This window comes from Kitasatospora sp. NPDC093102 (assembly GCF_040683915.1).
In the GTDB taxonomy this organism is placed as follows: Bacteria; Actinomycetota; Actinomycetes; order Streptomycetales; family Streptomycetaceae; genus Kitasatospora.
Window position 1 is genome coordinate 90210 of record NZ_JBFBFA010000005.1, and the last position, 14582, is coordinate 104791.

The following is a 14582-nucleotide window of genomic DNA, read 5'->3' on the forward strand; positions in this document are numbered from 1 at the left end:
GCCTCGACGAGTCCAGGATGGGACCGCCGCTGACGGTGCATCAGGGCCGGAGGGCCCCAATCCGGGGCCGGGAGACCCAGCCGGCCCGCGCCCGTCGTGCCCGGCGCCGCGGCCGCGGCCCGTGCGCCATCGGCCACGGCCCCGCCCGGACAGCGCTCCGGACCGCCGGGGCCCTACGATGTCGCCATGAGCGGGAGCCTTCAGGTATCAGGTGCGCACCATGCGCAGGAGCACCGGGACGACGAGCGGCTGGAGGCCGCGGCCGGCATCCTGGCGCTGCTCGCGGACCGTACCCGGCTCGCCCTGCTCCAGCGCCTGAGCGCCGGTGAGGCCGACGTGACCACGCTCACCGAGGCGGCCGGAGCGCCCCGGACGTCGGTCAGTCAGCACCTCGGCAAGCTCCGGCTGGCCGGCCTGGTCACGACCCGCAAGGACGGCCGGCGCGTCGTGTACGCGCTGCGCCACGGGCACCTGCGCCGGCTGGTCGACGAGGCGCTGAGCGTCGCCGACCACCAGATCGGCGGGCTCCCGCCGCACGACTGACCGGACTCCTGCGGCCCGTGCCCTCCGGGGTGCGGGCCGCTTTCTCGTCAACATGTGCACGCATGTGCACATGTTGACCTATCCTGGTCGTGCCGTCCTGCCGCGCCCAGTCGAGCGGGGTCCTCCATGCTGTCCGTGCTGCGCAACCGCACCTGTCTGCACCTGTTCGCCGCCCAGATCGTCGCCCTGGTGGGCACCGGCCTCGCCACGGTGGCGCTCGGCCTCCTCGCGTACGACCTCGCCGGAGCGGACGCCGGATCGGTGCTCGGCACCGCTCTGGCGATCAAGATGCTCGCGTACGTCGGCATCGCCCCGGTGGTCACCGCGCTGGCCCACCGCATCCCGCGGCGGCGCCTGATGGCCGCCTCCGACCTCACCCGGGCAGCCGTTGCCCTCACCCTGCCCTTCGTCACCGAGGTGTGGCAGGTCCACGCCCTGATCTTCGTCCTGCAGTCCGCCTCGGCGGCCTTCACCCCGGCCTTCCAGTCGGTGATCCCCGAGGTGCTGCCCGAGGAGCGCGCCTACATCCGCGCCCTGTCGCTGTCCCGGCTCGCCTACGACACCGAGAGCCTGCTCAGCCCGGTGCTCGCGGCGGCGCTGCTGGCTCTGGTCGGCTACCACTGGCTGTTCTGGGGCACCGCCGCCGGGTTCCTCGCCTCCGCCGCCCTGGTGGTCTCCGCCGTCCTGCCCAAACCGATCCGGCCGGAGCGGGCGGAGGCTGACGGCGGCGTCCTCGCCAGGTCCGTCCGCGGCACCCGGCTGTTCCTCGCCGTGCCCCGGCTGCGCGCGATGCTCGCCCTGGACCTCGCGGCGGCCGCCGCCGGTGCCATGGTGATCGTCAACACCGTCGTCTACGTCCGCGACCAGCTCGGCCGCCCCGCCGCCGACGTGCCGATCGCACTCGGCGCCTACGGAGCCGGGTCGATGGCCGTGGCGCTGCTGCTGCCCCGGGTGCTGGACCGGACGCCGGACCGGAGCGTCATGCTCCCGGCGGCCTTTGGCGTCGTCGGACTCTTCGCCCTGCTCGCCGCGGTCACGGCCGCCGGGGCGGGCGCATGGCGCTGGCCCGTACTGCTCACCGTCTGGGCCGCCTTCGGCGCGGTCGGCTCGCTGATCCTCACCCCCACCGGCCGCGTGCTGCGCGACTCGGTGGCCGAGGAGGACCTCCCCGCCGTCTTCGCCGCCCAGTTCTCCCTCTCCCACGGCTGCTGGCTGCTCACCTACCCCCTGGCCGGCTGGCTCGGCGCAACCCTGGGCCTCACCGAGGCCTGCGCCGCGCTCGGCGTCGTCGCGCTGGCCTCCGGCGTGCTGGCCGCCCGCGTCCGGGGCGGGGCGCCCGGGAAGGCGGCCGTGGCGCCGGTGGCGAGCGGGGGGCGGGGCGCCGCCGTTCCCGGCTGACCGGGCGGGCACCGGTGCGCGGGTGCGGGCCCGCGCACACACTGGAAGACGGAACACCGCCGACCCCGAGAAGGGCGAACGCACCGTGGACGGGCACCACCACGCGCACGAGGGACACGGCTCCCGCCGGCCCCGGTTGCGGCACGGCCTCGCCCACCTCGTCACCCCGCACGGCCACGGGGCCATGGACAAGGTCGACAGCGCGATGGAGGCCTCCCGCGCGGGCATGCGCACCCTGGGGCAGTCCCTCGCCGTCCTCGGCGTCACCACCGCCGTCCAGGCCGTGATCGTGGTCCTGTCCGGATCGGTCGCCCTGCTCGGCGACACCATCCACAACGCCGCCGACGCGCTCACCGCCGTCCCGCTCGGCCTCGCCCTCCTGCTCGGCCGACGCCCTGCCAACCGCCGCTACACCTACGGCTACGGGCGGGCCGAGGACCTCGCCGGCATCGCCATCGTCCTCACCATCGCCGCCTCCTGCGCGCTCACCGCCTACGAGGCCGTCGACCGCCTGGTGAACCCCCGCGGAATCGGCCACCTGTGGGCCGTCGCCCTGGCAGCCCTCGCGGGCTTCGCCGGCAACGAGTGGGTGGCCCGCCTGCGGATCGTCACCGGCCGCCGGATCGGCTCGGCGGCACTCGTCGCGGACGGCCTGCACGCCCGCACCGACGGCTTCACCTCGCTCGCCGTCCTGCTCGGCGCCGGCGGCGTCGCCCTCGGCTGGCAGGCCGCCGACCCGGTCGTCGGCCTGTTCATCACCGCCGCGATCCTGCTCGTGCTCAAGGACGCCGCCCGCGAGGTCTACCGGCGGCTCATGGACGCCGTCGACCCCGCCCAGATCGACGCCGCCGAACACGCGCTGCGCCACGTCGAGGGCGTGCGCGGAGTCGGCGACGTCCGGATGCGCTGGATCGGCCACAGCCTGCGGGCCGAGGCCGACATCGTCGTCGACCCGCGGCTCACCGTCGTCCAGGCCCACGCCATCGCCGTCGCAGCCGAGCACAGCCTGATCCACGCCGTCCCCAGGCTCACCGCCGCCACCGTGCACACCGACCACAGCGCCGCCCCGGGAGCCGACGACCCGCACGCCGACCTCGCCCACCACCGGCGCGCGGCCCACTGACAGCCCCGGCGTTCCGGGCCGCTGCTCGCCCGCCGGGCGCCGGGCCCGCCCGGTCCTGTTCGTATCCCGGCAGTTCCCCACCGGAACGCGCTCATCTCGGCGACGTCCTCGGGATCGCCGGCGCTGCCCAGCGGCACCCTCGAGGGAAGGCCGTTGGCGATGTCCGCAGCAGATCTCGGGCGGGCGCGTCGATCGCCGGGTCCGCCGGAGTGCTCCTGAGACGCCGGGGAGTGAATCTGAGCTACACAGGACAAATCGGACGGATAGTCAGAACATCATCAGACTGCACTGCGCTCGCTCGGCATTCCCCTTCCCCGCCATCCCCTCGACACGTGGGCGCAGGACCGAAAGGACGTTTGATGAAGCTCTGTCCGCCCACACCTCCCTCGCGGGGTCCGAGTCATGACGGATGCTCCGCCCGACGACCACCGGGCCGGGCCGTCAGCCTGGTGGTGGCCTTCGCCGCGGCCGTCGCGTCGCTCACCTTTCCGGCCCAGGCCGCCGCCCACGCCGCCGGTCGCACCACCACGCTCGCCGACCTGCCCGCCGCGGCACGGCCGGCGGACCGTCAGGGAGCAGGGAAGGGCGCAGGGAAGGGCGCTGGGCAGAGCGCGGGGAAGGGTGGACGGCAGGCCCGGCAGCAGCCGGTGACCCTGCAGAAGACCGGCATCGACCTCGCCACCGGCAGCACGACCACCGCCGCGCCGGGCGACCCCATCCGCTGGGTGGTCTCCGCCACCAACCCCGAGGGCGCGCCGGTCTCCACCACGATCACCGACGTGATCAAGGGCGGCCCGGGCAGCTCCCCGCAGACCCAGACCTACGTGCCCGGCTCGCTCCAGGCGCCGCCGGGCTTCACCAAGCAGTGGTCCACCGACGGGGGCGCCACCTTCTCCACCACCGACTCGGGCACGGCCACCAACGCCCTCCAGGCGAGCAACCCGAAGCTCGCCTCGCCCGCGACCGGCCAGTTGGTCACGATCCCGCCGCCGTTCAAGCCGGTCAACACGGCCACCGGCGGTGACGGCTTCACCCCCATCCTCTACACCGCCACGATCAACGGTGTCTCCACGCCCGAGGCCTGGAACATCTACCACCACGGGTCCTCGAACACGGCCACCGTGGTCTGCACGGACCTGCTGACCAACGGTCCCTGCCCGACCCCGAGCGGTGCGCCCGCCACCTGGCCGCAGCCACTGAACTCCTCGGTGGCCGGCGCGACCACCGGCGACCTCGGCAGCACCCGCACCCCGACCTACGTGCAGTCCGGCTCCAAGCTGTACTACGCCGCGGTCAGCAGGGTCACCTTCCAGCGCATCGGCGTCGGCTGCATCGACCTCCAGGCCCAGGCCAGCTGCGGTTTCACCCCGCTCCAGGAGGGCAGCGGTACGGTCATCGGCGGCGTTGTCCAGGCGCCCAACGGGCTGATCTACGCGGTCTCCAGCACCGGAGAGATCCTCTGCTACGACAGCGCGGCCAACACGTCCTGCGGCACCTTCAACATCGGGCTGCCCCCCAACGAGGCCGGCGGCTTCCCCGGTGACTACGCCGGCACGATGACGGTCGTCAACGGCAAGGTCTACGTCACCGACAACCAGCGGAACCCGCTGCCGTCCGTGATGTCCTGCTTCGACCCGTCGACCAACGCCGTCTGTGCCGGCTGGTCCACCCCCAAGGTCGTGGTCACCCCCACCAGCAGCGGGCCCGCCCGGGTCGACAACGTCTTCGCGATGCACGACTCCTCGGGTGCGGCCACCGGAGTCTGCACCGTGGCCGGCGGTGACTACCAGCAGGTCAACCCCGCGATCGGCACCCCCGTCTGCTTCGACTTCGGCGGCAACCCGATCGCGGCGCCCCCCGGCCTCCAGGCCCTGGTCAGCACCAACGTCGGCCCCGGCGAGGCCAATTACCAGGTCCCGCTGACCATCACCGCCCCCAACGGGCACCTGGAGACCGAGTTCCCGTTCTGGCTCTACCAGGGCAACACGCCGACCCTGAACAGCTCCTCGTTCTGCTACGACTGGACGACCCAGGGCCCGTGCGCCCAGTACGGCACCAACGGCGTCGTCAACGGCCCGCCCAACGTCAACGGCGGCAACACCAGCCCGTACGGCTTCGCCTACGACGGCCAGTGCAAGTACAGCCTCGGCGACGTCGGCTTCCTGTTCTCCCTCGACCCGATCACCGGCGCCTCGCCCTGCCTCAAGACCAGGGCCCAGAGCACCGTCAACCCGGCGGCGTACTACTGCGACGGGGCGACCGGACACGTGAGGTCCTACGGAACGGTCAGCCTCTTCGGCATCGACCCGACGACCGTCAACTTCGGCCAGTCCACGGTGACCGTGCTGGCATCCGACGGCACCACCATCGGCACCTTCCCGTTCGACCCGGTCACCGGGACGGCGGACATCTCCTCGGTCCCGGTCGGTGACGCACCCGTCCAGGTGATCGGCAACATCGACCTCGTCAACGGCTCGTCGTTCACCCCGGAGAACCAGCCACAGATGCAGGTGACCTTCGTCGGTGACGCCCCGCAGATCTGCTTCGACACCACGGTGGGCACGGAATGCTCCGTGACCTCCGTCTCCAACCAGGCCTCTGCCGTCACCAACGGCGGCGCTCCCGTCACCTCCAACACCGTCACCTTCCAGGTGACCCCGGGGCCGGACTGCACGCCGGTGCTGACGGTCAACAAGGAGGTCTGCACCTCTGGCAACGCTGCCGACTGCGCTGACGGTGGTCCGGGTCCGTGGGCGAAGAATGCGACGCTTGCGCCCGGTGCTACGGCGTACTGGCGGATCACGGTGACGAACACCAGCGCGGTTCCGGCGACGGGGATCACGTTGGCGGACGGTGTGTCGCCGTCGTGTGTGACTGCTGCGGGGACGCTCGACCTCGCGGGGGGTGCTTCGCGTCAGGTGTTCTGCAACCTGGCGAACGTCACGCAGCGCACGGTGAACTCGGTGACGGCGTCCTTCCCCGGTCCGGACGGGCAGCCGGTCACGACGCCTCCGTCGGAGGCGACGGTGGATGTGACTCCGCCGGTCGTTCCGTCGCTGAGCATCAACAAGGAGGTCTGCACCTCTGCCAACGCTGCCGACTGCGCTGACGGTGGTCCGGGTCCGTGGGCGAAGAACACCACAGTGACGTCGGGTAGCACGGCGTACTGGCGGATCACGGTGACGAACACCGGCACGGTTCCGGTCACGGGGATCACGTTGGCGGACAGTGTGTCGCCGTCGTGTGTGACCGCTGCGGGGACGTTCGACCTCGCCGTTGGGGCGTCGCGTCAGGTGTTCTGCAACCTGGCGAACGTCACCCAGCGCACGGTGAACTCGGTGACGGCGTCCTTCCCGGGGCCGGGTGGGCAGCCGATCACCACGCCCCCGTCCGAGGCCACCGTCCAGGTCAAGCGACCCGGTGGTCCCTCGGTGGACATCAACAAGGAGGTCTGCCAGTCCGACAAATCCGGCAACTGCCGTGAGGGCGGCTCCGGCCCATGGGGCAAGGAGGTGACGCTGCACAAGGGCGGCGCCTCCGAGGAGCCCTGCGCCCCGGACAAGTGCCAGGCGTTCTGGCGGATCACGGTGACCAACACCGGCACGACGGACATCAGCGGGATCACGCTGGACGATCCGCAGGAGGCCGCCTGCGTGGCGGCAGCCGGGACCTTCAAGCTGGCGGCGGGGCAGACCAAGACGTTCTCCTGCTCCAGCCTGATCAGTAAGGACACCACCAACACGGTGACCGCGTCCTTCCCCGGCCCGGACGGAAAGCCGATCACCACACCGCCGTCGTCCGCGGTCGCCCGGTGCACGCCGCCGTGCGAGAAGGACAAGTGCCACGAGCACAAGCCCGGCCACGACGGTGGCCACGAGAACGGCAACGGCCACGGGCACGGCGCCGGTAACGGTGGCGGTAACGGCCACGGGCATGGCAGCGGTAACGGGCCTGGCAACGCCAATGGCAATGGCCACGGGTCTGGCAACGGCAACGGCAATGGCAACGGTCACGGGCACGGGCACAGCGCCGATAGCGGTAGTGGCCACGGGCCTGGTAATGGCAACGGGCCTGGTAACGGCAACGGCAACGGAAATGGCCACGGGCATAGCGCCGACAGCGGTGACAGCCACGGGCCTGGCACCGGCAACAACGGCGATGACGGGCATCAGCAGCCCGGCCAGCACCCCGGTCACAGTGGTGGCGGGCTGCCGGAGACCGGATCGACCGTGCTGCCGTACTCCCTGGTCGGTGGTGCCCTGGTGGCGCTCGGTGCTCTGCTGACCCTGTTCGTCAGGGTGCGCCGGCGCAGGATCCACCGGATGAGCGAGTGAGCCCGCTCTGACGGGTTCGGTAAGTGAAGGGAAGTGAACAGTGGGTGGCCCGGGAACGGCTTCGTTCCCGGGCCGCCTGCTGTTCGCGGGGCCGGGCGAGCCGCTGTAGCGGTGACGGTGGTGCGGGGCGGGCTGCCGGATCTCGGGGAACGAATTTGAGACGCGTGACATGTCACACCCTATTGATGGCTCCGGCGGTCGTATGAGACGGTGCGTCACGCACTCCGGACGCCTCCACGTCTTCCCCACGTCCGTGGTGCGTTCATGTGCGCTTCCCCCACAAAGGAATGACGATGCGTCCGCTCTCACGCATGCCCAGGCTGCTGGCCGCAGTCGCCGCGGCAGGCACCGTCCTGCTTGGCATATCCGCGGGACCGAGCCAGGCAGCCCCTGCCCCCGCCCTCGCTCAGGCCGTCCCCGCGCCGGCCGCTTCGAGCCCGCACCAGACGTCCGGCGGTCCGCCGGCGGTGAGCGGCATTACCACCACGGACCCCGCGAGCCCCGCCGCGCCCCAGGCCCGTCGGCTCACGGCCGCCCAGCTGCCGCCGTCCAGTCCGCCGAGCCGGCCGGATTCCACCGGCGGGGCATCGCCCGTGGCCACGCCTCGTACCCTGACCGCGGCACCGGCCGCCGCCGCGTCCTGCACTCCGGGCGACTTCAGCGGTCGGACCGGGACGGCGCTGGTCTCCTTCATCACGGCCTCGACGCCCGAGTGCGTCGCCAAGCTCTTCTATGCCGGCGGCAGCACGGACGCCACCGCGGTGTTCCGGCAGAGCCAGATGGCCACCGTGGCCGACGCCTTCCGGAACGCCGCCGTCACGTACCCCGGCGACAACTCCACGGGTGTTTGGCAGTTGGTCCTGTTCCTGCGTGCCGGCTACTACGTGCAGTCCAACGACCCCACGCACGTGCCTCCCTTCGACGCCACGCTGACCGCCGCCGTCACGCGCGGCATCGACGCGTTCGTGGCCGGCCCGCACTTCGCGGACGCCACGGACGCCAATGCCCCGGTCGCGGCCGACGTCATCATCCTCACCGACAGCGCCAACGTGCAGGGCCGGTACCTGAAGACGTACCAGCAGGTGCTGAACGGCTACAACAGCTCGTACGACGCCTCCAAGAACCTGCTCAACCTGGTCAACAGCGTCTTCACCCCGCTGGACCGGGGCCACCAGAACCCCGAATACGGCGCGGCCGTCGTCGCGGACCCGAGCATCCTCGACACCCTCGACGCGTTCACCCGCAACCACCTCGACCTGATGGGCACCGACCGCGGGTACCTGGAGGGCAACGCCGGCGTCGAGCTGTCCCGCTACGTCAAGTACCCGGCCCTCCAGGGCAAGGTCCGCCCGCTGATCAAGGGGCTGCTCGACGCCTCGTCGATGACCGGCCCGACCGCCCGGCTGTGGGTCGGCGCCGCCAACGTGGCCGGCTACTTCGACCAGGGCCAGTGCTCCTACTACGGCGTCTGCGACCTGACCCAGCGGCTGACCAAGGCCGCGCTGCCGATCAGCCGGACCTGCGACGCCTCCCGCACCATCCTGGCGCAGGACCTGACCGCGGCCGACCTCGACGCGGTCTGCGCCAACCTCAAGGGCGAGGACGCGTTCTTCCACAACCTGGTCCGTGACAACGGCCCCATCCCCGGCCAGTACGAGTCCTCCGTGCAGATCGTGGTGTTCGCCAGTCAGGCCGACTACCAGACCTACGCCGGGGCGATCTACGGCGCCAACACCAACAACGGCGGGATCACCCTGACCGGGATCCCGACCGACCCGGCCAACCAGCCCGTCTCGATCATGTACCGGCACCCGAAAGAGAACGGCTTCACCGCCCGGATCTGGAACCTCAACCACGAGTACGCCCACGCCCTGGACGCCCGCTACGACATGAAGGGCGACTTCAACCAGCAGACCAGCGTCCCCGACCTGTGGTGGATCGAGGGCGTCGCCGAGTACGTCTCCTACACCTACCGCGGCGTCACCGACACCATGGCCGTGGCCCAGGCGCCCAAGCACACCTACGCGCTGAGCACCCTGTTCCAGAGCACCTACCTCAACAGCGACCTCAACCGCACCTACCCGTGGGGCTACCTCGCCGTCCGGCACATGTTCGAGCGCTACCCCAGCGTCATCCAGACGATGCTCTACTACTTCCGCACGGGCGACTACGCCCGCGGCTACGCCTACTACAACTCCATCGGCACGCGCTACGACGCCGGCTTCACCTCCTGGCTGGACACCTGCGCCGCCGACACCTGCCTGAGCGCGGGCACTCCCAAGGCGGCCTTCGACGCCTCCGTCCGGGACCTGAACGTCCAGCTGACCGACCGCTCCACCGAGACCGACGGCAAGGGCAGCATCACCGCCTGGGCCTGGAACTTCGGCGACGGCACCACCGGAACCGCGGCCTCCCCGTCGAAGTCGTACAGCGCTCCCGGCACCTACACCGTCACGCTGACCGTCACCGACAGCAACGGCAAGACCTCCACCGCGACCAAGCCCGTCACCGTCACCGCCCCGGCCGCACCCGCCCCGTGCGCCGGCAGTGACACCCGGGCCCTGGACTACAACTGCTACCGCACCGACCGCGCGGCTGCCGCCGGCGGTGTGGACATGATGTACATCCTCCTGCCGGCCGGGACCACCACCCTGACGGTCTCCACCACCGGCGGCACCGGCACCGCCTATCTCTACTACAACTCCGACGGCTGGGCCTCCAACACCTCGTACACCGCCTCCTCCACCACCAACGGCACGGCCCAGACCCTCACCGTCACCAACACCACGGCCGGCTACCGCTACATCAGCCTCTACGGCAAGACCGCCTTCAGCGGCGTCACCGTCACGACCCGGTACTGACCGGCACGGCGTCCACCGACGCCCTGGTCCTCGCACCCCACGGCGTGCGAGGGCCGGGGCGGCCATGACCGGGCCGGAGTGCCCCGCGCCCTGGCCGAAAGCACGCACCGGGTACCTCCCGGGTGTGTGCCTCCGCAGGTCAGCGCACTCGCCCGCGAGTCCTCAACGGGATGCCGGGCGGCTCCGGGGCGGGTCACCGGGTCGATGGCAGGCACGGCGAGTGCAGGGGTTCACCCGGTTGCGGCCCTCGGCTCGGGCGGTACGACGACGACGGGGAGGTGGGCGTGGTGGACGATCTCGGTGCTGGTCGAGCCGAGTGCGAGCCGGCCCCAGCGGCTGGCGCCGCGGGTGCCCACCACGAGCAGGCAGGCGTCCTCGCTCTCCTCCAGTAGGACCTGAGCGGGCCGGCCGTGCTCACAGCGCACCTCGACCTCCACGTACGGTTCGCCGACCTGCTGTCGCAGTTCCTCGACCAGGTCCGTCACCTCGCGGGCGACGGCGTCGTGCAGATGCGGCGCCGGCCCACCGCTCGGGCGGTTCCAGCCCGTCATGGCCCTGTCCGGCGGATCGGGGTGCCGGCCGCCGAAGGCACAGACGGCCCGCACGCCGACCCCTCGTAGCTGTGCCTCGCGAAGAGCGAAGAGCACGGCCCTGCGGGCGGGCTCCGAGCCGTCCGTACCGACGACGATCGGACCGGTGGGACCTGACGCGGGAGAGTGGTTCACGGGGACCTCCAGGAGGTGAGGCCTGGCAGCGGGCTGCCCGGCTCAGCGGATCCGGCGGATTCCGCGGCTCCGGGGAGGCGCGGGTACCGGTGTGTCCGCCGCTTTCATGATCCTCCGGCAACGGCGCGGCGGCATGTCCGTCCCCGCCCCGTGAACTGCCGCACACGGTTGCGTCCCGGGAAGGAGGTTGCCCGCGACGGAGTACGGGCCGAGTCTGGAGGGACGAGGCGCGTTCCGCGCTCCGGGGACGCACGAATCGAGGAGGCCGCGGACGATGACGCTCACGGTGGCGCTGGCCGGCGACACGATGCTCGGGCGTGGAGTCGCCGAGGAACTGCGGCGCTCGCCGACACCGGGGACGCTGTTCTCCCCGGAGGTGCGGCAGGCACTGGCGTCGGCCGACCTCGTCGTGCTCAACCTGGAGTGCTGCGTCTCCGGCCGCGGGGAGCGGTGGCCGGATCCGGACAAGCCGTTCTTCTTCCGCGCCCCGCCGTCGGCCGCCGCCGTCCTCGCGGAACTGGGGGTGGACTGCGTGACACTGGCCAACAACCACGCCCTGGACTACGGCTTCGAGGCACTCGTCGATTCCTGTGACCTGCTGGAGCAAGCCGGCGTCCGCGCGGTCGGCGCGGGGCGGGACGTGTCGGCGGCGCGGGACTTCGCCGTGCTGGAGGCCTGCGGGGTGCGGCTGGCGGTGGTCGGGGTCACCGACCATCCGAGGGAATACGCGGCCGGGGCGGGGCGTCCCGGGGTGGCCTGGGCCGACCTGTGGACGGGCGTGCCCGACTGGTTGACCGTCCTGGTGGCCCGGGCCGCGCGGGAGGCCGACGCGGTGCTGGTCACCCCGCACTGGGGCCCCAACATGACGCCCGGGCCGCCGTCGCACGTGCGCGCGGCGGCCCCGCGGCTGCTGGCCGCCGGGGCGACGCTGGTCGCCGGACACTCCGCCCACGTCTTCCACGGCGTCGCCGGCCGCGTCCTGTACGACCTGGGCGACTTCATCGACGACTACGCGGTCGACCCGGTGCTGCGCAACGACCTCGGGCTGCTCTTCCTGGTGACGCTGGACAGGCTGGACGGGCCGGACGGTGCGGACCTGGCGCCGGTCCGACTGGAGGCACTGCCGCTGGCCCTGGAGTTCTGCCGCACCCGCGTCGCCCGCGGCGAGGAGTGGGAGTGGATCCGCGAACGGTTCGCCACCGCTTGCGCCGAGTTCGGCACCGAGGTGGGCGAACGGGACGGGCGGCTGACGGTCGACTGGAGCTGAGGGCGGCGGTGGCGGTCAGGCCCGTTCGGTCGGCCCGGCCGCGCGGTGTGGTCGGGCTCAGCCTCCGCGCGTGGCCCTCGGCTGCCGGGCGCGGGTGATCCGGTCGAGATCCTCCGTGGTGACCAGGCCGACGACCCGGCCGTCGTCCAGGACGAGGATCGGCGGCGGGGCGCTCGCGCGGTCCAGAACCTCGATGAGGTCGTCCCCGGGCGCGGCGACCAGGCACGCCGGCAGCGGGGTGGCCAGGTCGCGGGCCCGCAGCTCGGCCCGGCGCGCGGGCGGGACGGCCGCGAGCCGGCGCAGGTCGAGCAGGCCGCTCGGACGACCGGCGACGTCGACCAGAGGGACCACCGGGAGTCCGGTGTGGGCGGCGGGTTCGGCGAGGAAGCGGTCCAGGGTGAACCAGTCGGGCCCGGTGATGACCGGCGACGTCATGACCTGGCCGATCCGGGTACCGCGCAGGGCGGCCACCAGCACGGCGCGGCGGACCTCTGCCTGGGCGGACGACCAGATGAAGAACCCGACGAGCAGGAGCCAGAGCCCGGCCCCGCCGCCCCGGAGGAACTCGAACCAGCCGACGGCACAGAGCAGCAGGCCGCCCGCCTGGCCGGCCCGTCCGGCGACGCGTTCGGCCTGTTCCTGGTCGCCCCGGCGCCACCAGACCACCGATTGCAGGAGCCGTCCGCCGTCCAGGGGAGCGGCGGGCAGCAGGTTGAACACCCCGAGCAGCAGGTTGGCCCAGGCGGTCCACAGCAGCACCGCGGCCGGCAGATCCCAGTGGAGGGTGTGCTCGACGCCGAGTCCGGCGCCCAGGAAGAAGCCGCCGAGGACCAGGCTGGTGAGCGGCCCGATCCCGGCGACGGCGAACTGGCGGCCGGGGCTCGGAGCCCGGCCCATCCGGGTGACGCCGCCCAACGCGAAGACCGTCATGTCGTCCACCCGGATCCCGGCCCGCCGTGCGGTGACGGCGTGGGCCGTCTCGTGCAGGAGCAGGCTCACGGTGAGCAGCAGCGCCCCGACCAGGCCGGCGAGGCCGTAGCTGGTGCCGGAGCGGCCGGGAACCAACGAGGGGAGCGTCTGCCCGGCGAGACTGATGCCGAAGAAGAGGACCAGGACGGGTGCGCTCCAGTGGATCCGCAGCGGTATGCCGAGGATCCTCCCCAGCGATGCGGACCCGCGCATCCCGACACCTCCTCCGGATCACTGCCGGCCGGTCCCGTGCTCCGCCCGCGCGGCCGGGCCGCAGCCGCCTCGTCCCGGGTGCGGCGACGGGGACTGCGCGATCCTCGCCGCCTTCGAGGTGCCGGTCGCTGCTTCCATCGTGCGCTCAGGGGGACCGTCCGTCATGGTCCGATGGGCCCACTCCGTGCCAGCGATGGGACTTTTGCCGACGGGCCGGCGGATCGGGCCCCTCGGCTCCCGGTCGGCCCCCGAAGGCGCGTGCTGTGATCGGACCGCACCGGCACACGCGTGAGCCTGTCAGGAGACGAGGACGGAGATGCCGTCTCCGAGCAGCTTCAGCCCGAGAACGAAGAACAGGACGGCCATCACGGCGACGTTGTGCCGGGCTGCCCACTCCTTCCATTCACCGAGCACGGTCTTGGCTCGCTCTCCGCCGAGGAGGAAGACTGCCAGCGGGGCCAGCAGGCCGAGGGTGGCGATCACGACGAAGATCGCCAGCGACGCGATCTGCTGCCCGACCGGCAGTCCTGCCGAGCCGATCGTGGCGCCCGCGGCGATGGTCAGCGGTGCGTTCTTGGCGTTGAGCGCGGAGAAGGCCAGTCCGAGTGCGAAAACCTTGACCGGCGCGAGGCGGTCGATCGCGCCCATCCACTTCGGCAGCCGGGCCTGCGAGGGATCCCTCGGGCGTCGGCGCCACTGCCGAGTACCGAAGAGGACGAGGAACACGCCCAGAGCGAGCTTGAGCGCTCCCACCCAGGCAGCCGGGTGCTCGTGGGCGGAGGCGCCTGCCGGGGAAGCGATCGCCAGCATCACCGCGCCCAGTGCCGTGAGCCCCAGGATCCAGCCGACGGTGAAGAGGACGCCGTTCAGACGTCCTCGGGGCGTGGCGAGTATGAGGATGACGGCGATGATCGGGAGCGGACTGACCGCGACGGCCGCCGCGAAACCCAGCACGTCACCGAGAACTGCGCCCATGGTTGCCTCCGGATGGCGATCCGGTGGAACGGGCTCACGGGAAGCGGGTGATCCGATCGTCCGTGCGATGCAACGGGTTGTTCTGTGATCGGCTGCGCCATTGTCTTCACGGCTGTGCGGAGGTGGCTGCCCGAAATGGCGACGGCGGCATGCTCGGCACGTCCCACCGCTTCC

General features: G+C 72.0%; 10 protein-coding genes. 6 read left to right on the forward strand and 4 right to left on the reverse strand.

All coding sequences use genetic code 11. From position 1 onward, the window contains the following. Positions 1 to 186: 186 nt before the first annotated feature. From AB0O11_RS09705 to AB0O11_RS09720, 4 genes are all read left to right on the forward strand, one after another. Complete coding sequence (locus AB0O11_RS09705; protein WP_363383701.1) at positions 187 to 543, forward strand: metalloregulator ArsR/SmtB family transcription factor; 357 nt, start codon at positions 187 to 189, stop codon at positions 541 to 543. Between the two features lie 126 nt (positions 544 to 669). Next, the gene (locus tag AB0O11_RS09710) at positions 670 to 1941 is read left to right on the forward strand and encodes an MFS transporter (protein WP_363383702.1); all 1272 of its coding nucleotides are present in this window, start codon (positions 670 to 672) and stop codon (positions 1939 to 1941) included. Positions 1942 to 2026: 85 nt separating this feature from the next. Next, positions 2027 to 3064, forward strand: coding sequence for a cation diffusion facilitator family transporter (locus AB0O11_RS09715; protein WP_363383704.1), 1038 nt, complete (start codon positions 2027 to 2029; stop codon positions 3062 to 3064). A gap of 449 nt (positions 3065 to 3513) precedes the next feature. After that, on the forward strand, positions 3514 to 7398 hold the full coding sequence (locus AB0O11_RS09720) for a hypothetical protein (RefSeq protein ID WP_363383705.1): 3885 nt from the start codon (positions 3514 to 3516) through the stop codon (positions 7396 to 7398). 406 nt (positions 7399 to 7804) lie between these two features. Here the strand turns inward: AB0O11_RS09720 and AB0O11_RS09725 are convergent, their stop codons facing one another. Further along, positions 7805 to 7999 carry a hypothetical protein gene (locus AB0O11_RS09725; protein WP_363383707.1) on the reverse strand — a complete coding sequence of 65 codons (195 nt, stop codon included), beginning with the start codon at positions 7997 to 7999 and terminating at the stop codon, positions 7805 to 7807. On the opposite strand from AB0O11_RS09725, the gene AB0O11_RS09730 reads away from it, so the two are divergent. Beyond that, entirely contained in the window at positions 7992 to 10259 is a 2268-nt protein-coding gene (locus AB0O11_RS09730; RefSeq protein WP_363383709.1) for a collagenase, read from the forward strand. The two genes, AB0O11_RS09725 and AB0O11_RS09730, sit on opposite strands and share 8 nt — an antisense overlap. Before the next feature lie 230 nt (positions 10260 to 10489). Here AB0O11_RS09730 and AB0O11_RS09735 read toward each other — a convergent pair whose 3' ends face one another. Next, complete coding sequence (locus tag AB0O11_RS09735; protein ID WP_363383710.1) at positions 10490 to 10984, reverse strand: universal stress protein; 495 nt, start codon at positions 10982 to 10984, stop codon at positions 10490 to 10492. Positions 10985 to 11258: 274 nt separating this feature from the next. Between AB0O11_RS09735 and AB0O11_RS09740 the strand changes: the two genes are divergently transcribed. Next, entirely contained in the window at positions 11259 to 12251 is a 993-nt protein-coding gene (locus AB0O11_RS09740; protein ID WP_363383711.1) for a CapA family protein, read from the forward strand. A 57-nt stretch (positions 12252 to 12308) separates the two neighbouring features. Here AB0O11_RS09740 and AB0O11_RS09745 read toward each other — a convergent pair whose 3' ends face one another. Further along, a complete protein-coding gene (locus AB0O11_RS09745; protein WP_363383713.1) occupies positions 12309 to 13433 on the reverse strand; it encodes a site-2 protease family protein in 1125 nt (374 codons plus the stop codon). A gap of 297 nt (positions 13434 to 13730) precedes the next feature. Next, complete coding sequence (locus tag AB0O11_RS09750; RefSeq protein ID WP_363383715.1) at positions 13731 to 14408, reverse strand: GAP family protein; 678 nt, start codon at positions 14406 to 14408, stop codon at positions 13731 to 13733. Positions 14409 to 14582: the final 174 nt, after the last annotated feature.

What these genes read in the sequence shown, in the direction of transcription:
- AB0O11_RS09705 (WP_363383701.1), top strand. Translation starts at nt 187, where the DNA reads ATGAGCGGGAGCCTTCAGGTATCAGGTGCGCACCATGCGCAGGAGCAC.
- AB0O11_RS09710 (WP_363383702.1), top strand. Translation starts at nt 670, where the DNA reads ATGCTGTCCGTGCTGCGCAACCGCACCTGTCTGCACCTGTTCGCCGCC.
- AB0O11_RS09740 (WP_363383711.1), top strand. Translation starts at nt 11,259, where the DNA reads ATGACGCTCACGGTGGCGCTGGCCGGCGACACGATGCTCGGGCGTGGA.
- AB0O11_RS09750 (WP_363383715.1), bottom strand. Translation starts at nt 14,408, where the DNA reads ATGGGCGCAGTTCTCGGTGACGTGCTGGGTTTCGCGGCGGCCGTCGCG.
- AB0O11_RS09745 (WP_363383713.1), bottom strand. Translation starts at nt 13,433, where the DNA reads ATGCGCGGGTCCGCATCGCTGGGGAGGATCCTCGGCATACCGCTGCGG.